Genomic DNA, 19160 nt, shown 5'->3' on the forward strand with positions numbered 1-19160 from the left:
TCGATTTTTTTTGGACGAAGTCTCATCTGTCCCTTGAACCATCGGCTGTGTTGGCCCTTTTCCATCCGTCGCCAAACGTTTGGGATCCACTCCTTTAGAGACTAAATACTGTTTAACGGACTCCGCTCGCTCTTTCGAGAGAACCATATTGTCTTCAAACGTTCCTGTTAAATCTGTATGGCCTATAATTTTCATTTTTTTATCAGAATTTTCATGTAGGTAGTCAACGATAGAGTCTAGTGGAGCCGAAGATTCCGGTTTTAAAACCGAGGAAGCCCGTTCAAAGTATACCGAATCCAACGAGATTTTTTTTGTTTCCTCTAGTTTCTTTTGCACCAGATTTTCTTGTTTGGGGACGGATGCGGTAAACACATCAAAGGATCTACCTTCGACTCTCCTACAAAATAAAAATGTCTTTTTTACCTGTTGGAAAACAATATAAGCTTCATCTTCTGTGGAATTGATTGGGGCCCCTAAATTCTCAATATCTTTAAAGGATTCTCCGTCAATTTTTGCCATATACAAATCAAATCCACCGTATCCACCAGGTCTGTTTGATGAGAAAAAAAGAATGCTTCCATCATCATTAAAGGCAGCCGCAATCGTCGCATAATTATCATTAATGGGAGAAGGGAGAAGTTTTGGATTCGACCAAGTGTTATTCTTATATTGGCTAAAATATACTTTGGCGAGATTTGGTTTCCCAAAAGGATACCTAGTAAAAAGTAGCGTGTCTCCTAGTAGATGAGGATTCTCTTCGATTTCTTCTGTGTTGATGGGACTCGGCAATGCCACGGGACTACCCCAAGATTTTCCGTTCCAATTCGAAACATATAAATCTCTAGAAATACCAACCTTACCATCGGGTAACATTACTTCTACGGAACCATCTCTATTCGAAGACAATAACAATGTTTTTCCATCCCTTGTGATAAAAGGGCTTTGGTCATCATAAGGAGAATTTAAAACATCAACCTCTTCTGGAAAATCCCAAGTCCCATCCTTTTTACGTTCCGATTTAAAAATTTCAGTATAACCCTTACTCGAACGTTTAGAATAAAAATACAAACTCTTAGCATCCGGAGTCATCGTAGGTCCAAATTCTTGAAACTCAGTATTGATCGGCCCTTGAATTGGAGCAACCACCAGACTTGGTTCTACATCCGCTGTTTGGCTATAAATAGAATTAGGAAGAAAAAGAATCTGAAAGGAAAGAAATAGAAGAAGTGTACAATAAACGATATGCGATAAGGATTCAGTCCTATCCTGACGACGGGAACTCCCTATCAATTTACGAATAAACGTAATGCGTTTAACACCCCCGCGTGCTGGGGAATAAGCGAGATTCGCATAATCAACGTATATGCGAGATTTTATGAGTAACGCATAAACCACCAATCCGGCTAAATATCTGCATTTCGTATATAAACCCCAGACTGAAAAAGAATTTATCTTACCTAACTCCAAAAAATTATTTTTACCAATTAGAATTAGTAATGGGAGTTTTTTATCAATCGATATGGTGATGGATTTTGAATTTGATCTAGATAAAGACGAATAGGGCATTTGACACCTCGGTCATCTGCCCTAAATTTTTAACGAATGTATGGTTTCAATACATCCGGAATTTGGAAGGTTCCATCTGCTGATTGGTAATTTTCGATCACTGCAGCCAGTGTTCGACCGATAGCAAGACCGGAACCGTTCAGAGTATGGACGAGCAGGTTTTTTCCTTCCTTTGACTTGTATCGAATTTTTCCCCGTCTTGCTTGATAGTCTTTGAAGTTAGAAACAGAAGAAATTTCCATAAATCGACCAAGACCCGGCATCCAAACTTCGATATCGTAGGTTTTCGAGGAAGCACTAGACATATCTCTACTACAAAGTAACATCACTCGGTAAGGAAGTTTTAGTTTTTGCAAAATGGATTCGGCATCTTGGAGCATTTTTTCGTGCTCCGTTTGTGAAGTTTCCGGTTCTACAAATTTGACTAGTTCCACTTTTTGGAATTGGTGCACACGAACAAGACCCCTTGTATCACGCCCATAAGAACCCGCTTCCCTTCGAAAACAAGGAGTGTGAGCACATACGGAGATTGGTAATTCTTTTTCAGAAATAATTTCATCACGGTAGTAATTCGTGAGTGGCACTTCCGCTGTTGGAATCAAGTTGAGTCCGTCTTTTTCTAGCCTGTAAAAATCCTCTGCAAACTTGGGCAACTGGCCTGTGGCAGTCATGGACTCATCATTCACAAGAACAGGAACCCACATCTCTTCATAACCATTTTCAGTTGTATGGGTATCAAGCATTAAGTTCATCAATGCTCTTTCAAGTTTGGCACCAAGTCCACGGTAAGTGTAAAACCTTGCTCCCGCAAGTTTCACTCCCCGTTCAAAATCAAAAATACCTAATTTTTCCCCAATGTCAAAATGTGTTTTTGCTTCGAAAGATAGTTTGGGAACATCACCCCACTGACGAACGAGAACATTGTCTGCTTCTGATTTTCCTTCTGGAACCGATGGATCGAGTAAATTCGGAAGACCCAAATTGAGATCCTGTAAAGACTCTTCTTCTTTGGTCAGTTCATCTTCAATGGCTTTGATTTGATCTCCAACACCTTTCATCGATGCAGAAATTTCGGTGATGTCTTTGCCTTGCGATTTTTGGATTCCAATTTCTTTCGAAACTCGGTTTCGTTCCGCACGAAGGTCCTCTACTTCCAATTTTAACTTACGTTGTTTTTCAGAAACAGATTTGATTTTAGCTTCGATGTCTGCGGAAGCAACACCTCTCTTTTGTAAGGTGGAAAGTAGCTCTTCTGGATTTTGGACGATACGGTTGATATCAAGCATGGTGATAGGCCTTTCTTTCTGTAAATTTTATGGAATTTTGATAAATACGATCGGATACTTCGGAATTAGTTTCTGTACGCAACGAGAACATTTTTTCTAATACAAAAGGTAAATGCGAAGAATCATTTCGTTTTCCTCTATGAGGCATTGGCGATAAAAATGGTGCATCCGTTTCGATAAGAATTGTCTCTAAAGGAATTCTACGTGCAGCTTCTTGGATGTCGGTCGCAGACTTAAACGTAACAATTCCTGAAAAGGAAACATAGTAACCCAAATCCACAAATTGTTTTGCTGCTTCATAATCATAAGTAAAACAATGAATCACACCAAATGCTTTTGTTTTAAATTCTTTTAACGCTTCATACGTATCTGCAAAGGCGTCGCGCGAATGAATCACTACAGGCAATTTATAATCAGCAGAAAACTGTAAAAACTTTCTTAACACTTCATTCTGAGCCAGTCTAGTACTCGCGTCATGATAGAGATCGACACCAATCTCACCGATGGCTGAAAATTTTGGATCATCCATTCGGGATTTTGCTAAATCTAAAATTTGGTCCGCATTGGGGAATTCATGCGTTTCCGTCGGATGGCAACCAATCGAATAGAAAATCTCTAAGTCTTTAGTCGAATGAGTTTCTGAAATACGAACAGCTTCCTTAGAACTAGGTAAATCAATTCCGATTTGAACCATGCGGTCTACTCCAGCCGTTCGGGATTTCGCCAGTGTTTCTTCAATCTCTTGGCCCTGTTCCCGAATTATGTCTAAGTGGCAGTGTGTGTCGATGGTTGAATATCCCATAAATAGCAAGATTTGTAATTTCCACTGGATGAAAATGAAAATTCAATCGAAAGATATAGTGGGTGCATTAACTTTTGTTTAAATAGTCAAAGGTCTCGAAAGAACGTGGAAGTAAAACAAAGACTACATTTAATTTTTTACCGTTTGCGGTATAAAGTCCAGGAATGGAAGCTTAAGTTGTCTCAACGTTACGAGGATCTTGATAAAAAAGGCCGTGAACGTCTGACCATTATGGTCATTCCGCATACCGACCGTAAAACCATTAACTTTGTTATCTCCTACAAAGCCATTTCCATCTTTATCGGAATCATGGTAGTCCTTCTTGTGATCAGTGCTGTGAATGTTTTATCACACAGTGGATCCATTCACCAACTCACAGAACTCAATTTAACCAACAAAGACTTTATTCGACAATCCTCTAAGATGAAGGAAGAGGTGAACTCCCTTCACGAAACCATCCAGTATTACTATGAAAGGATATCGAACCTTTATATTAAATTAGGTGGAGATCCATCTCGCGTTTCTAAAGGGATGGGTGGACAAGCAGGACAGTTCCTCGCATTACAAGGAACACCGCAATCGGACATTACTGATGAATCCTTTCGCATCAAAGAAGACATTCATAATCTAAAATTATCTTCCGAACTTTCTGAAGAGATCATCAAACTCATTAAAAAAAGAAAGAGCATCATTCGAAATACTCCCTCCATTTGGCCAACCAAAGGTTATGTTTTGTTTCCATTTGGAAAATACATCTCTCCTGTGACTGGAAAAGAAGAGTTAAACCGCGGATTGGACATTGGATCTTTTCCAGGTGCGGAAGTCATTGCCACTGCTCCGGGTATGGTGTTTGATACAGGATATTCTCCTGCTACTGGTTATTATGTAAAATTGTCTCATCGTTTTGGATGGAAAACAATCTACTCCAATCTCGATCGAATTCGTGTTAAGAAAAATGAAAAACTCTCCAAGGGCGACATTCTAGGTTATGTTGGAAAATCACCAGAAAATCCGATTTACCATCTTCATTATGAAGTCCATGTTGGTACCCAAGCGTTGAATCCGTTTTCGTTTCTCAACCAAATTCAAGAATAATGCCGAATCCATCTACAGAAGAAGAATTTTTAGTTAATAGCATCATTGGGGAAGGCGCCGAGTTCGTAGGCGAATTCAAATTCCCTGGCCTCATTCGTATCGATGGAAAATTTCGAGGAGTTCTCGAAACTACCGGAAAGGTACTTATAGGAAAGTCTGGAATCGTCGATACAGATATCAAAGCACGTGTGGTCGTTGCCGGGGGAGAAATCCGCGGAAACATCTATGCAACAGAACGAGTTACCTTACTTTCCAGCTGTCGATTAGAAGGGGACATTGTCACTCCTCGCCTAATCGTAGAAGAAGGCGTAGTGTTTCACGGAAAATGCACGATTAACCCCACTCGTCATTAGGCGGGTTTATGATCATTCAAAACAACAACCCTAAGTCGGTATCCACTCAGGCGAAGAAAGGTGCCAAAGAAAAGCTCTCCGGATCTTTTGCTCCAGTCGATGAATCCAAACAAAGTTTTTTAGATATTTTAGAATCTATCGTTCCTTCCGGAAAAGAGGAAACCCGAGAGTTAAACGAACTCTGGAAAGATCTACCTGATTTGGAAAAAGAACTGATTAAAGATCCCAACCACAAAAATCTCGAATCGTATAAAAAACACATCAAACAAATTGCAGAGCTGATTCTAAAGAAAAACTACAAAGTCATGCAAGCCCCACAACGCGGACGAAATGACCAAAAAGACGTACGTTATGTAAAGGTTGTGGATGAAAAATTAGATCTCCTCGCCAAAACCATGTTTTCTCCCAACAACAGTGCGTTCGTGATTTTGAAACAATTAGATGAAATCAGAGGTCTACTTATTGATCTAAAAGGATAATTCTTTGCAAACTCCAGACCGACCAAAATCGAAAAACATCCGCGCGCTCTCCAAAACTTTTTCTTACCTCAAACCCTACAGATTACAAATGGCACTTTCCTCCTTTGCCTTACTTTTTACCGCAGGGGTAACTTTAGGATTGGGTCAGGGTTTACGCCATTTGATTGATGCTGGTTTTTCTGCGAGATCCAAACAAGAATTAGGTTATTCACTCGCCTTTATTATTTTAGTGGGAATCCTCCTTGCGATCGGAACCTACATTCGGCATTACTCAGTTTCCTGGATTGGGGAACGAGTGGCCTCAGACATTCGAAGAGATGTTTTCAAACATATCATTTTCATCCATCCCAGTTTTTTCGAAATGAATTCTCCAGGGGAAATTCAATCTCGGATCACCACCGATACAACTCTCATCCAAACAGTGATTGGATCTTCTGCGTCCATTGCCCTTCGAAATGTTTTGATGTTTGTAGGAGGGATCATTTTCCTTTTTATCACCAATGCCAAACTCACAATGATCGTTCTACTCAGTGTTCCTTTCATTGTGTTTCCGATTTTGTTTTACGGAAAAAAAGTTAGAAACCTATCACGCACCACTCAGGACAAAATTGCAGGGATTGGAACTTACGTGAGTGAATCCCTTCTCAATATTAAAATTTTGCAATCCTTCCACCACCAAGAAGAGGATGTTGAAAAATTCACTCATACGGTTGAGGCTGCTTTTGATGTCGCTGTTGCACGAATCAAACAAAGAGCACTCCTAATTGCAGCAGTGATTCTTTTTATTCTCACAGGAATCAGCGTCATGTTATGGATTGGGGGAACCGATGTATTAGAAGGAAAAATTACTGGTGGAGAACTCATCGCTTTTTCTTTTTATGCGATCATGGTTGCCAATAGTGTTGGTGCTGTTTCGGAAGTGCTTGGGGATTTGCAAAGAGCGGCCGGAGCTACCGAACGTTTGATGGAACTTCTTTTATCTGAATCAGAAATCAAAGATCCACAATTTCCAAAACCGATCGCAAACATTCTTTTTCCCAATGAAGGAAACGGATCTCTGAATGGTTCTTCTAAACAGAAAGGACTAAAAATTAATTTGGATCATCTGCAGTTTTCGTATCCATCACGTCCCGATCATAAAGCCATTCGAGGCATCCATTTAGAAATTCCTGCAAACAAAACCACGGCCTTAGTTGGTCCTTCCGGTGGAGGAAAGAGTACACTCTTTGAACTCATCCTCAGGTTTTATGATCCCACGGAAGGAAAGATTCTTATCGAAGGTGTCGACCTAAAAGATTTAACTTTAAAAGACTTACGCTCTCTAATCGGCTTTGTTCCCCAACAACCCATTCTCTTTAGTGGGACCTTACGCGAGAACATCGCCTATGGAAAACCAAATGCCAGTTTTGAAGAAATAGAGAAAGCTGCAGAGAATGCCTACGTAACAGAATTTCTAAACCAACTTCCCGATGGATATGAAAGTAATTTGGGACATCTAGGAACCAGACTCTCGGGGGGACAAAAACAAAGAATCGCGATTGCGAGAGCCATACTTCGGAATCCAAGAATTCTACTTTTAGATGAAGCCACCTCGGCTCTCGATTCGGAATCGGAACAAATGATCCAACGAGCTTTGGACTTTTTGGTGAAAGAAAGAACTACCATCATGATCGCGCATAGACTTTCCACAGTAGTGAAGTCGGATCAGATTGTGGTGATCAAAGAAGGGGAGATCGAGTCCGCCGGAACCCATGACGAACTCATTAGAAAAAGTGAATTGTACGACCGGTTGGCGAAACTACAGTTTCACACCGAGCTGCTCTAGGATTCTTTCCATATCACTTAAGTTCGCATAAGAGAAAACGATCTTTCCTTTTCCATTCGTTTCATTGTGAGAGACTTCGACTTTGGAACTGTATTTGTTTCTGAGTTTTGTTTCTAACTTCACGATACTACCGTCGCGTTTGTCTGGGCCAACAGAAGCAGACTTTGATTTTTTATCAGGGTTCAAAAGATTAGAAACATAGTTTTCTACCTCACGAACATTCCAACCTTCAGAGATTACCTTTTGACCTACTTCTAATTGTTTTTTAGAATCGGGTATGGAGAGCAGAGGGCGAGCTTGGCCTTCCGAAAGTTTTCCTTCTTTCACCAAGTCTTGTAATGGTTTGGGTAAAGACAAAAGCCGAATCAAGTTGGAAATGGTGGCGCGGTTTTTTCCCACACGAGTGGCAAGGTCTGTTACCTTTAACCCGCGTTTGTCGATAATTGCCTGGTAAGCCAAAGCTTCATCCATTGGATTGAGATTTTCTCTTTGGATGTTTTCAATCAGAGCCAACTCCATCATATCCGCTTCGGAAATGTCACGAACAATGGCTGGTATTTTTGCAAAGCCAGCAAGTTTACAAGCCCGAAGCCTTCTCTCACCTGCTACCAAAAGAAATCCAGAACCAGATGGATTTTTTTGTACAACGATGGGTTGGATCACTCCATGTTCAACAATGGTGTTCGAAAGTTCTTGGATAGAGGCATCCGAAAATTGTTTTCTTGGTTGGTGTGGGTTTGGTAAAATTTCTGTGACTTTGATTTCTCTAAGACCGCTGAGTTCCTCTTTAGAAATCTCAACATTGTTTTCATTTACAGGAATTAAATTCCCAAGTCCTCTTCCTAAAACTTTACCTTTGCCGAGTGCCATAACCTTATGCCTTCCCTACAATTTCTTCCGCTAAACTTTTATAACTTTTAGCACCCACACCATCTGGATCATAATAGTTGATCGGTTTTCCAAAAGACGGGGCTTCTGATAATTTTACATTTCGTGGAATGACAGTTTCATAAACTTTTTCTTTGAAGTAGTTACGAACATCTTCTGCCACTTGGTTTGCTAAGTTGGTTCGTTTGTCATACATCGTAAGCAATACACCTTCGAGTGCGAGAGATGGATTCCATTGTGACTGTACGAGAGAAATAATTCTCATCAACTGCGAGAGTCCTTCGAGTGCAAAGTATTCTGTTTGTAAAGTGATCATCACTGACTGCGAAGCACAAAGAGCGTTGATGGTAAGAACACCAAGAGAAGGAGGGCAATCGATTAAAATATAATCATAGGATTCTTTGATCGAAGCCAAAGCATCTTTCAATTTGAATTCTTTCTTATCCATTCCAAGGAAGTCGACTTCCAAACCAGAGAGGTTGATGTTTGAAGGAATGATATCCAAATTGTTTACGAAAGTTTTTTGAACTGCTTCTCTTGCTGAGAGTTCTCCAATCAAAACTTCATAAGTAGTTTTGTGTAAGGACTGCACTTCCAACCCAAGACCTGAGCCTGAGTTTCCTTGAGGATCAATATCGAGGAGGAGAACTTTCTTTCCCAAATCAACAAGATTGGATGCCAAGTTAATCGCTGTGGTCGTTTTACCGACTCCACCTTTTTGGTTACTGATAGAAACGATTTTACCCATTCTTGCTTTTAGTCTCCTTTACGATTTCTTTCCAGTCGCGGGGGTATCCCTTTTTGGGAAGGGAATTCTTTTGCAGTATTTTGATATGTCTCTTTCCCACAAACTCTAATTCGGGAATGGGAATTTCTTTTTTCATAAAGAAACCATTGTTCGTGAGAACCTCTGTTTCTTTCTCCAAATCTTGGTAGGGTTGTGCAAGGAAGGGACATAAGATTCCTTTTTGTTTCACCATCCGCGCAGTTACTTCGGCTATGTATGGGTAAGGAACCATCGCTCTCGAAGTGACCACATCAAAATTGGAATTGATCTCCTCTGTGCGTGCATAGATAAACTCGACTCGCTTTTTCACTTTAGAAAGACTTCCACTTTCTATCTCTGTTTCCAAAAGCGTCAGTTTACGTTTCTGCGAATCAACGAGAAAGACGTGGGGTGCTTTTTTCAAAAGGGCAAAAAGAAAACCGGGAAGTCCGGGCCCTGTTCCTACATCGGCCACGTTTGTTTCACGTGAAACATATCCTGTGCTTTTTAGTTTCCAAACGTAGATCATCGATTCCAGAATATGTCTCTCTAGTATTTTCTCAGAATCATTTCGAGAAAAGAATCCGCCTTTCTCGTTGTCTCGTTTGAGAAACTCATAAAAATTCTTCACTAGTTCCCAATCAAACTCAGGTTCGAGAGATGGGAATAGAGTAGGGATGATGGCTTGGATTTCTTCTTGGATCGTTTTTTCTGACATAATCTCGTTATCGTTTTAAATGAATTCGCCGATGTCTCCTGTAGGAGAACTCTTTTCCATGATTCGAATCATTAGTTTTTTAATCATCCTTTCCTTTCCTATTTTAGGTTACACTCCCGGCAAGTGGTCCCACAAAGATGCCTACCTTTTTAAAAAAATTAAGAAAGTTCCGAATAAAGAAATCGTACGCAACGCAGAAGGGCAGGTTGTTTATGTCGCAGAATATGAATACAACTCTGATGGAAAATTGATCAGCGAAACCTATTCAGATAAAGAGGGCAAAGGAGATGGAAAGACAACTTTCCGTTACACCGATGGACTCATCTCTAGTGAAGAAGTCTATGACAACGGTGGTCATCTTGTTGAAAGAAAAGATTTTCAATTCAAAGGTCGTGCTTTGAAAAAGATGAACATCAAAGATGGAGAAGGACGACTATTGATTGTTTATTCCATTGAGAGTGATGGAGAAGGAAACGTCTTTGCGGCTGAAGGTAAAAACTTAGAAACCAAAGACAATGAATCCTTTCGTTTTCAAATTGATCCGAAACGTCCCAATGTCCAAATCCAATACCTGACTGATGATAAGAAAAAAGGTCTTGGTGAGATTCATTTCAAATTCGATGCAAAGGGAAATCTCGTTGAAAGAGAATTCTTTCAGGGTGAAAGCCGTCGGGTTCATAAACTTAAATACAAAGCCGATGGAATTTTGGAGTCTCATTCGTTTCACGTGAAACAAGGGGACAACTGGATCCTAGAAAAGACTCACGTGCTTGTTTACGATTAGAAAAGCTTGATACTAGTTTCCCAGGATCGTTTTAAAAATCGCCAACCAGTCAGTGCCGATTTAAAAACCTGGAACAGAGATCATCAATCGGAAGTTTAAGATCGTGTGATACGCAAAGCGAAAGACGAAACAATTTAGCTGAATTCAAAGTTTGATTTTAGAAAGTTAAAAAGTCTATTTTGCGAATGATAAAATTCAGTTCCTGGGTTTTTGAAAACAAGCTATCCAGGTTTATCGATGCGGCCTAAAATTTTTGATTCAGAAAATGGATTCAAAGAGGATAAAAAAAACCAAGAGGGGAGTCCTTCTTGGTTTTTTAATTTGAGGAGCTTTGTCTTTTGTTTTTGATTATCGTCTGTCTACCAAATGATAAAGAAGTAGATCCACATCAGAAGGATCCACTCCTGAGATATGAAGAGCATTTTCCAAATTCAAAGGCCGATGTTTTTCTAACTTCACCACAGCTTCTGTCTTCAAACCTTTCACACTGGCGTAATCAAAATCAGAAGGGATCTGAAAGTTTAAAAACTTATTACGATACTCAATGGTTTCCAACTCACGTTTCAGATAACCTTCATATTTGACTTCCATTTCCAAAACTGCCTTTTCGTCTTCGTTCAAAGATTCAAGATCTGAAAGAATCGGTTCGATATCTTTGATTTTGATATCGGACCGTTTTAGAAACGAAGCCACGGTGTGGCCGAACTTATAATTTTCAATCTTCCTTTCTTCCAGAACTTTCGTGAGTTCTTCGGTAGGCTTCATGGAAGTCACAAACATTTGTGATTTGATTTTTTCAATCCGAGCATAACGATCTTTCATATCCGTATAGAGAGACTCGTCCACAAGTCCCATCTCATATCCATACTGCATGAGTCTTCGATCCGCATTATCTTGGCGAAGGAGTAGGCGGTATTCTGCACGACTGGTAAACATTCGGTAGGGATCTTCCACTCCCTTATAAACCAAATCATCTACAAGAACTCCGATATAAGATTCGCTGCGTTTGAAAAGAATGGGTTCTTCTTTTCGAACAGATCGAATCACATTGTAAGCGGCCACAAGCCCTTGAGCTGCAGCTTCTTCATACCCAGTTGTGCCGTTAATTTGACCTGCATGATAGAGGCCTTTGACTTTCTTTGTTTCCAGAGTTGGGTTTAGTTCTGTTGGATCCACAAAATCATATTCGATAGCATAACCCGGACGCATGAGTTCCACTTCTTCTAAACCTTTGATGCTCCGAAGAAACTTCCACTGCACTTCCTCGGGCAAACTTGTGGAGACACCATTCAGATACATCTCGTTGGTTTCATAACCTTCGGGTTCGATAAAAATTTGATGGCGATCCCGTTCTGCGAAGCGAACCACTTTATCTTCAATGGAAGGACAATATCTGGGGCCAATACTTTTGATCTGACCGGAATACATTGGAGAAAATTCTAAGTTTTGTTTGATGAGTTCATGAGTGGTGTCGTTGGTATAAGTGATGTAACAAGGAATCTGTTTGCGATCGATCTTAGAAGTGGAGAATGAAAAAGGACGCGGGTTCTCATCTCCCTCTTGTACATCAAGTCCTTCAAAGTTGATGGAGTTCTTATGAACACGAGCCGGTGTTCCTGTCTTTAATCTTCCCAGTCGCAATTCAAAACGTGCAAGTGTATGGGAGAGACCTTTGGTTGTTGGCTCACCAATCCGGCCGGATTCTTTTTGGTAAGTTCCAATATGGATCACACTGGATAAAAAAGTTCCTGTCGTTAAGATCACATGGTTGGTATAAAATGTAAACCCGCGTCCCGTGATGACACCGGTCACTTGGTTTCCTTCCACAATCAAATCCTCAACCGTGTCTTGTCGGATCGAGAGAGTTTTTAATTTTTCCAACTGGTGTTTGATCATGAGTTGGTATTGTTTTTTCTCTGCTTGTGCGCGAGGAGCCCAGACCGAAGGACCTTTGGATGTGTTTAACATCTTAAATTGAATTCCCGTTTGATCGATGACTCGGCCCATAAGACCACCGAGGGCATCGACTTCTCGCACCATATGTCCTTTGGCAATTCCACCGATGGCGGGATTACAACTCATCTGTCCGATGGTATCTAAGTTCATTGTGATGAGGAGAGTTTTGAGACCAGCCTTGGCAGAAATATAAGCAGCTTCTGTTCCGGCATGGCCTGCGCCGACAACGATACAATCAAATTGGTTGGGATAAAAGGATGGATTCATATTATGTCTTCTTAAGTATTCGTTCGTATCAAAAACGAGTGAGAGGATTCATTCTTGTTCTACTCTCTAGAACGATATCAAAACCATCGGCCTATGGTTCGAGAGAAAAAAAGATAAAATTCATTTTCTAATTTTGAAACTTCAGAAGATTGGAGTGATAGGAATCTCAATGGCTCAGAATTCATTCCCTTATACATACTTTGAAGGAAAGATCGTTCCTTCCGAAGACGCAAAAGTCAGTGTCCAAACCCATGCCTTGCAATATGGGACCGGCGTTTTTGGTGGAATCCGCGGATACTACAACGAAGCGAAAAAAAATCTCTATGTCTTTCGATTGCCGGAACATTGCAAACGTCTTGTGAACTCCACAAAGATCATGCAGCTTCAAATCAAAATCACACCAGAAGAAATCCAATCTATCATTTTGGAACTGCTTCGAAAAAACGAAGTAAAACAAAACGTATATCTTCGGCCTTTTATTTATACTTCTGCCTTACAACTTTCTCCGAGATTCCATGATGTGAAAGCTGACATCACTGTTTATGCTTTGAAGTTGGACGACTACCTCGACACACAAAATGGTCTTACAACAATCGTTTCTTCTTGGCAAAGATTTTCTGATAACCAAATTCCCACTCTTTCGAAAGTCAGTGGTGGGTATGTAAATTCTGCTCTGGCAAAATCAGAAGCGGTTCAAAATGGAATGGACGAAGCCATCTTTTTGGATGCGAGAGGATTTGTATCAGAAGGTTCAGCGGAAAATCTTTTTATCGTTCGGGATGGAGTGATCCATACACCAACCATTCCTTCTTCCATCTTAGAAGGAATCACTCGTCGCAGCATCATTCAAATTGCAAAAGACTTAGGGATCCAAGTTGTGGAAAGAGATATCGCTCGTTCGGAACTCTACATTGCTGATGAATTATTTTTTTCAGGCACTGGTGTGCAAGTGGCTTGGGTGAAAGAAGTGGATCGAAGGGTGATTGGAGATGGAAACATCGGTCCCATCACAAAAAAAATCCAATCGATTTTCTTTGAAGCAGTTCGCGGCGAACAACCGAATTACATGAGCTGGCTCACTCCGGTATACTAGTCACTATGTCTGATACTTTGTTTTCCTTCGACCAAGTGTCAGGCCAAGATGTTGCACTGACCTACTTAAAGTCTTTTGTAAAAGATAGATCCCGAATTCCAGGATCGATTATCTTTCACGGTCCCGATGGAGTAGGGAAGTGGATTGCAGCAGAAAGATTTGCAAGACAACTTCTTTGTTTGGAAGGAACCTCTTGTGGAGTTTGCGATTCTTGCCGCCAATTTATGAAAGGAGTCCATCCCGACTTCATTCAATTTCCCCGAAGAAAAAACATTGCGATTGGAAAAGAAAAAGATCCAGAAGACTTCACCATCCGTTGGCTTTTGTCCTCACGCATTCCTTACAAACCTCATACCTCGGATTACCGAGTGGTTTTATTTCCCGAAGCCAACCGCATCAACAATGAAGCAGAAACCACTCTTCTTAAAACTTTAGAAGAGCCACCTCCTCATACAAAGTTTATTCTCATCGTCAATGACTTACGAAACTTAAAACAAACCATTGTGTCACGATCCGTTTGTGTTCCCTTTAATTATCTCCCCCAAGACGAAATCAAAAAGATTCGCAGAAATGAAATTTCTGAATCCAAACTTTACTATGGTGGATCACTCAATCCGTTTGAAATCGCTGATGAATTTTTGGAAGAGTGGCATGAGAACGTGAGAGAACATTGCCATGATTCCATTTTGTTATTCAAATTGGAGAATTGGGTGCGTGATCAGTTGGGAGAATTTCGAGCTAGCAAGGAAGGGCTTACGGGAATCGATTTTTTAGAGATGATTTGTCTCTTACTTCTCTATGAATACAGACAAAAAAACTTTGAAGCCAATGTCGGGCGAATTGAAGCCATCCTCGATTTCAAAATGAAATTACATTATGAAATTCCAGCCCTTGAGTATGTTCTTTTATCACAACTTTTTTTAAGACTTGCCACTTAATTAAGAACACCTAACAGCCAATATTCGAACGAAATTCAAAAGAAGCATTTGGAGACATAATTTTTTTATCAGCGTCGACTATTTTTCCTAGTTTGGATCGTTTCTCGATTTTTCATTTGAATTCTACCTACTTGCTAAAAGTATAGTACCCGATTTCACATTTAGGGCGGGAAACTTGGACATACGTTGGGAAGAAATTTTAGAAGAAATATCGAAACAGATACCTCCCAAGTACTTTTCCAATTTCATTGCACCACTCCGATTCGATAAATCGGAAAACCAAATGGTACATTTGACAGCTCCTTCCACGGGAATCAAACGCCATGTGGAAACCAAATATGTTAGTTTCATAGAAGACGCCGTCTATCAAGTAATAGGTGATCGTTTTCGAGTCTCCATTCTCGCAGAATCGGAAGCTTCCACACAGATTTTCAAAGAAGTCATCCAATCCAAATTCGATGAATCTGACTCAGATCTAAATCCAGAGTTTATTTTTAGTAATTATATCACTTCTGATTCCAACCGGATTGCTTTTACAGCTGCCAAAAGTGTAGCCGAGCAACCCGGAAAATACAATCCACTCTATATCTTTGGGCCTGTGGGTGTTGGAAAAACACATTTACTCCACGCCATCGGAAACGAGATCAAAAAGAAGGATCCATGGAAAACGGTTCGTTATGTAAACAGTACCTCTTTTTTAAACGAGTTTATTTTTACCGTCAGACAAAATAACCGTGAGTCTCTCGAGTCTTTCAAAATTCGTTACCAGTCTTATAATGTTTTACTCTTTGATGACATTCAGTTTTTAAATGGGGGTGCTGAGAAAACTCAAGAAGAGTTTTTCGCTCTCTTCAATTTTCTTTATGATAGAAAACGCCAGATTGTCATCGCATCAGATCGCCCAAGTTATGAACTTCCGTTACACGAAAGGCTCAAATCCCGATTTGTGCATGGTCTCCAAGCCGATATCAAATCCCATGACTTGGCTCTACGCATCGAACTTTTACGTGCTAATTTTTCAGAATTCAATATTCCTGCCAGTGACAAACTCCTACTCTGGCTCGCCGAACGTTTGGAAGGTGATTCTAGAGCTCTCATTGGAATCGTAAACGACTTGGTTTTGTATAAAAAGGCGTATGAATACTTTTTACTCACGGAAGAAAAAATTCAGGAGATCGCAGAAGCCCGATTTCTCACAAATAAAAAGAGAATCGGGTTCAGCCCCGACATGGTCATTGATCTCGTCTGTGAAAGGACGAATGTGGCAAGGAAAGATCTCCTAGGGAAGAGCCGGAAGGCCGATTTCATCCCACCTAGGCATTTGTGTATGCTCCTCCTTCATGACGTCCTCCATGTTCCCAAAGCGCAAATCGGTAGGATTTTTTCGACCACACACTCGACTGTCATCCACGGAATTGATAAGTTCAAAGAACGGATGAAAACAGACCCACAATGGGAAGATTTTTTCCACACCATCAAACACAAGATAAGTTTCCAATAACCTGTCAGTAACGCAAAGACTACCTGTCGATAAACTGTCGATAGGACATAGTCACAACTTATTGTCCCTAAAATTTCTCCTTACCTGTTCAAAGTGACATAAATATTGACAGTTGCAAAAAGGAAAAAACCTGACATAATTCAATAAAAATTGAACTTTCCAGGCTTTATCAACATACTGACAGAACCAGCGGAAACGACATAATATATATAAAGATATATAATATAAATAAGAAGAAGAGGAAAAATGAAATTCACTGTCAATACTACAGACTTCCTAAAAGCAATCAACTCAGTGGATGGCGTAATCTCCGTTCGAGAGATAAAGTCAGCCCTTTCCAATTTGAAAATTCAAACTGGAGACAATGAAGTATATCTTTCTGCGACCGATTTAGAGATCGCTATTAAAACTTCTGTTCCATCTACCATTGGGGAAAAAGGAACGGCATCCTTACCTGCAAAACAACTATCGAGTATTTTTAAAAATCTAAACTTTGATACAAGTTTACTCACAACCACCGACCAAGCAGAAAACTCTGAGACAACAATCACAGATGCTTCTGGTAAGATGGACACTAAGTTTAAAGTAAACGGAATTGATTCAGAAGATATCAAAACAATTCCTAAAGTAGATGAGTCAAGTGTGGTTGAGTTTCCTTGCCAAACCATTCGTGAGATGTTTCGTAAAACTTCTTATGCAATGGCGATTGAAGAAACACGTTTTGTATTCAATGGTCTTTTTTTAAAACCAGAAGATACCAATCTGATTGTTGTGGGAACTGATGGACGTCGTCTTTCTAAAATCATTCGTAAGTTTCCAAAACAGTTTCCATTTAAAAATGGTGTGATCATTCCTCACAAAGCAGTTCGCGAAATGCTTAAGATGATGGAAGGAAAAGAAACAGCAAAGATTGGTTTTGTAGAAGAACAAATTTATGTTTCCTCTGGAAACGTAGAACTTCTTTTCAAACTCATTGATGGAAACTTTCCTGATTATGAACAAGTCATTCCTAAACAAACATCCGAATCCGTTCGAGTTGTTAAAGCTGACTTTTTAACTTTCTTAAAACAAGCTTTGATTTCTGCAGAAGAACCATCGAAACAAGTTCGTTTGGCTTTTACAAAAGGGAGTGTGAACATCAGTTCTTCCAATCCAGGAACGATGATGTTTGATCACAACATGCCAATTGAATACAATGGAGAACCAATCACCATTGCCTTTAAAGGTGATTATTTGAGTGATGTGGTTAAAGCTGTGGATGATCCTGAAGTCATTTTTGAGTTCACGACTTCTAGTGCACCGGTTCTATTTAAAGATCCTTCTGATAGTGACTTTGTTTCAGTCATCATGCCAATGAAACTTTAATGTTTCTAAAAAAGATCTACATAAAGAACTTTCGTAATCACGAAGAAACAGCGCTTACTTTCCAATCACGTCTTATCTTTTTTATTGGCAACAATGGAGAAGGTAAGACAAACCTTCTCGAATCCATCTCCCTTCTTTCTTATTTAAAAAGTTTTCGTGAATCGGACCAAAACCAACTCCTTCGTTGGGAAACTTCGGACACCTTCATTCGAGCTGAATTTGAATCAGAAGGGAATGAATATCTTTTTGAATATGGAATTGAACATTCTTATTCCAAACGAAAGAAATTGAAAGTGAATGGAGAAGAGTTTAAAAAGATTTCTGACTATGTGGGATATTTTCGTTCGATTGTAATGAGCCCACCAGACATTCTCATCATTGAAGATGGGAACGTAGAAAGAAGACGATTCTTAGATGCTTTTATCTCTTCCACAAACCGTTATTATCTCAAACAACTCATTGAATATGATAGGCTTGTCAAACAACGAAATGCAGCCCTAAAAAAAGAAAATTCCACAGATCGTGAAATTGGAATCTGGGATGAACCCATCATCGAACATGATGCAGAAATTCGAGAGATCCGAACCAAAACGATAGAAAGTCTTTCTGGTTACTTTCATAAAAACTTACAACAGTTAAGTTCTGGAAAGGATCCCTTCTTTTTAACTTATAAACCTAACCTATCCTCTAAAGAAGAACATAGACAGCGGTTGATCGATAATTTGCGGAAAGACAGAGCCATCGGATACACAAGCTGCGGCAATCATAGAGACACACTTCCTATAGGATTTGATGATAAGGATCTCAGTGGGTTTGGATCCCAAGGCCAAAAACGAAGTGCTGTCATTGCTCTCAAAACTGCCTGTTTCCAAATGATCCGTGATACGACAGGTGAGGCACCGGTGCTTCTCATTGATGACATCATTCGGGAACTGGATGTCAAACGGAGAGAATACTTTGTAAATTTGATTTCCGAATGTGGACAGGCATTTTTTACCACCACTGATTTAGAAGGAATCAATGAATATGTCGGGAACCTAACACTAGATAAAGAAATCTACCAAGTGGAAAACGGCAAAGTGAAGGTGTTTTCTTAGATTATGAAGAAAGTCGAACTCTCGGAACTCTTCCAAAGTTTGGAAAAAATGGGTATGGACCGGGAAGCAGTCTTCCGAGACCAGATCCTTAAAAAACTCCGACTGCAATGGAACGACATTGTGGGTGAGTATTTTGGCAAACAGAGTTTTCCCAAATCCATTGATGGTAAAAAACTCACAGTTGTTTGTCGTCACTCCATGATATCCCAGGAATTGGAGTTTCAAAAGGCCGAAGTTCTCGGTAAAGTAAACTCAATTGCGAACCCGGTTTTATTGGAAAAAATCCACTTTAAAACAGGAAACGAATTCCAAAATCCTAGGTCTTAAAGCCACCCAAATCCCCCCGATTTCACTTGCCCTTCGAAGGTCTTTCTGGGATAC

Annotated in this window: 18 protein-coding genes; 11 read left to right on the plus strand and 7 right to left on the minus strand. The window is 40.0% G+C overall.

Annotated features, from left to right (window positions below):
- The 3 genes from JWG41_RS12605 to JWG41_RS12615 form a co-directional block, all read right to left on the minus strand.
- The coding region (locus JWG41_RS12605; RefSeq protein ID WP_408611756.1) for an OmpA family protein at positions 1-1242 on the minus strand (1242 nt) is incomplete at its 3' end.
- A gap of 353 nt (positions 1243-1595) precedes the next feature.
- Positions 1596-2852, minus strand: a complete 1257-nt coding sequence (serS, locus tag JWG41_RS12610; protein WP_205270287.1) for a serine--tRNA ligase — start codon at positions 2850-2852, stop codon at positions 1596-1598.
- Complete coding sequence (locus JWG41_RS12615; RefSeq protein ID WP_205270288.1) at positions 2845-3654, minus strand: TatD family hydrolase; 810 nt, start codon at positions 3652-3654, stop codon at positions 2845-2847. The genes serS and JWG41_RS12615 overlap by 8 nt, the downstream gene beginning before the upstream one ends.
- A gap of 105 nt (positions 3655-3759) precedes the next feature.
- Between JWG41_RS12615 and JWG41_RS12620 the strand changes: the two genes are divergently transcribed.
- The 4 genes from JWG41_RS12620 to JWG41_RS12635 are packed head-to-tail and all read left to right on the plus strand — an operon-like array spanning position 3760 to position 7406.
- The gene (locus tag JWG41_RS12620) at positions 3760-4749 is read left to right on the plus strand and encodes a M23 family metallopeptidase (protein ID WP_205270289.1); all 990 of its coding nucleotides are present in this window, start codon (positions 3760-3762) and stop codon (positions 4747-4749) included.
- The gene (locus JWG41_RS12625) at positions 4749-5102 is read left to right on the plus strand and encodes a bactofilin family protein (protein WP_100788910.1); all 354 of its coding nucleotides are present in this window, start codon (positions 4749-4751) and stop codon (positions 5100-5102) included. The genes JWG41_RS12620 and JWG41_RS12625 overlap by 1 nt, the downstream gene beginning before the upstream one ends.
- Before the next feature lie 8 nt (positions 5103-5110).
- Positions 5111-5581, plus strand: coding sequence for a YaaR family protein (locus JWG41_RS12630; RefSeq protein WP_205270290.1), 471 nt, complete (start codon positions 5111-5113; stop codon positions 5579-5581).
- Between the two features lie 4 nt (positions 5582-5585).
- The gene (locus tag JWG41_RS12635; RefSeq protein ID WP_205270291.1) at positions 5586-7406 is read left to right on the plus strand and encodes an ABC transporter transmembrane domain-containing protein; all 1821 of its coding nucleotides are present in this window, start codon (positions 5586-5588) and stop codon (positions 7404-7406) included.
- On the opposite strand, the gene JWG41_RS12640 is transcribed toward JWG41_RS12635, so the two are convergent.
- Genes JWG41_RS12640 through JWG41_RS12650 form a run of 3 tightly spaced genes read right to left on the minus strand, consistent with a single transcriptional unit; the run spans position 7380 to position 9778 of the window.
- Entirely contained in the window at positions 7380-8276 is an 897-nt protein-coding gene (locus JWG41_RS12640; RefSeq protein WP_015682732.1) for a ParB/RepB/Spo0J family partition protein, read from the minus strand. The genes JWG41_RS12635 and JWG41_RS12640 overlap by 27 nt on opposite strands.
- Before the next feature lie 4 nt (positions 8277-8280).
- A complete protein-coding gene (locus JWG41_RS12645) occupies positions 8281-9042 on the minus strand; it encodes a ParA family protein (RefSeq protein WP_002972914.1) in 762 nt (253 codons plus the stop codon).
- On the minus strand, positions 9035-9778 hold the full coding sequence (locus JWG41_RS12650) for an RsmG family class I SAM-dependent methyltransferase (RefSeq protein WP_205270292.1): 744 nt from the start codon (positions 9776-9778) through the stop codon (positions 9035-9037). The genes JWG41_RS12645 and JWG41_RS12650 overlap by 8 nt, the downstream gene beginning before the upstream one ends.
- A gap of 58 nt (positions 9779-9836) precedes the next feature.
- On the opposite strand from JWG41_RS12650, the gene JWG41_RS12655 reads away from it, so the two are divergent.
- Entirely contained in the window at positions 9837-10562 is a 726-nt protein-coding gene (locus tag JWG41_RS12655; RefSeq protein ID WP_205270293.1) for a hypothetical protein, read from the plus strand.
- A gap of 348 nt (positions 10563-10910) precedes the next feature.
- Here the strand turns inward: JWG41_RS12655 and mnmG are convergent, their stop codons facing one another.
- A complete protein-coding gene (mnmG, locus tag JWG41_RS12660) occupies positions 10911-12785 on the minus strand; it encodes a tRNA uridine-5-carboxymethylaminomethyl(34) synthesis enzyme MnmG (RefSeq protein WP_205270294.1) in 1875 nt (624 codons plus the stop codon).
- A gap of 169 nt (positions 12786-12954) precedes the next feature.
- On the opposite strand from mnmG, the gene JWG41_RS12665 reads away from it, so the two are divergent.
- The 6 genes from JWG41_RS12665 (at position 12955) to JWG41_RS12690 (ending at position 19106) form a co-directional block, all read left to right on the plus strand.
- Complete coding sequence (locus JWG41_RS12665) at positions 12955-13878, plus strand: branched-chain amino acid transaminase (protein ID WP_205270295.1); 924 nt, start codon at positions 12955-12957, stop codon at positions 13876-13878.
- A gap of 5 nt (positions 13879-13883) precedes the next feature.
- Complete coding sequence (locus JWG41_RS12670; protein WP_205270296.1) at positions 13884-14816, plus strand: hypothetical protein; 933 nt, start codon at positions 13884-13886, stop codon at positions 14814-14816.
- Positions 14817-14991: 175 nt separating this feature from the next.
- Complete coding sequence (gene dnaA, locus JWG41_RS12675; RefSeq protein WP_205270297.1) at positions 14992-16317, plus strand: chromosomal replication initiator protein DnaA; 1326 nt, start codon at positions 14992-14994, stop codon at positions 16315-16317.
- 246 nt (positions 16318-16563) lie between these two features.
- A complete protein-coding gene (dnaN, locus tag JWG41_RS12680) occupies positions 16564-17682 on the plus strand; it encodes a DNA polymerase III subunit beta (protein WP_205270298.1) in 1119 nt (372 codons plus the stop codon).
- Positions 17682-18779, plus strand: a complete 1098-nt coding sequence (gene recF, locus JWG41_RS12685; protein ID WP_205270299.1) for a DNA replication/repair protein RecF — start codon at positions 17682-17684, stop codon at positions 18777-18779. The genes dnaN and recF overlap by 1 nt, the downstream gene beginning before the upstream one ends.
- A 3-nt stretch (positions 18780-18782) precedes the next feature.
- Entirely contained in the window at positions 18783-19106 is a 324-nt protein-coding gene (locus JWG41_RS12690) for a DciA family protein (protein WP_205270300.1), read from the plus strand.
- Positions 19107-19160 lie beyond the last annotated feature (54 nt).

This window comes from Leptospira chreensis (assembly GCF_016919165.1).
GTDB lineage: Bacteria > Spirochaetota > Leptospiria > Leptospirales > Leptospiraceae > Leptospira_A > Leptospira_A chreensis.

Coding starts and splice junctions, on each gene's coding strand:
- serS (WP_205270287.1), bottom strand. CDS start 2,852: ATGCTTGATATCAACCGTATCGTCCAAAATCCAGAAGAGCTACTTTCC.
- JWG41_RS12615 (WP_205270288.1), bottom strand. CDS start 3,654: ATGGGATATTCAACCATCGACACACACTGCCACTTAGACATAATTCGG.
- JWG41_RS12625 (WP_100788910.1), top strand. CDS start 4,749: ATGCCGAATCCATCTACAGAAGAAGAATTTTTAGTTAATAGCATCATT.
- JWG41_RS12630 (WP_205270290.1), top strand. CDS start 5,111: ATGATCATTCAAAACAACAACCCTAAGTCGGTATCCACTCAGGCGAAG.
- JWG41_RS12640 (WP_015682732.1), bottom strand. CDS start 8,276: ATGGCACTCGGCAAAGGTAAAGTTTTAGGAAGAGGACTTGGGAATTTA.
- JWG41_RS12645 (WP_002972914.1), bottom strand. CDS start 9,042: ATGGGTAAAATCGTTTCTATCAGTAACCAAAAAGGTGGAGTCGGTAAA.
- JWG41_RS12650 (WP_205270292.1), bottom strand. CDS start 9,778: ATGTCAGAAAAAACGATCCAAGAAGAAATCCAAGCCATCATCCCTACT.
- JWG41_RS12655 (WP_205270293.1), top strand. CDS start 9,837: ATGATTCGAATCATTAGTTTTTTAATCATCCTTTCCTTTCCTATTTTA.
- mnmG (WP_205270294.1), bottom strand. CDS start 12,785: ATGAATCCATCCTTTTATCCCAACCAATTTGATTGTATCGTTGTCGGC.
- JWG41_RS12665 (WP_205270295.1), top strand. CDS start 12,955: ATGGCTCAGAATTCATTCCCTTATACATACTTTGAAGGAAAGATCGTT.
- JWG41_RS12670 (WP_205270296.1), top strand. CDS start 13,884: ATGTCTGATACTTTGTTTTCCTTCGACCAAGTGTCAGGCCAAGATGTT.
- dnaN (WP_205270298.1), top strand. CDS start 16,564: ATGAAATTCACTGTCAATACTACAGACTTCCTAAAAGCAATCAACTCA.
- recF (WP_205270299.1), top strand. CDS start 17,682: ATGTTTCTAAAAAAGATCTACATAAAGAACTTTCGTAATCACGAAGAA.
- JWG41_RS12690 (WP_205270300.1), top strand. CDS start 18,783: ATGAAGAAAGTCGAACTCTCGGAACTCTTCCAAAGTTTGGAAAAAATG.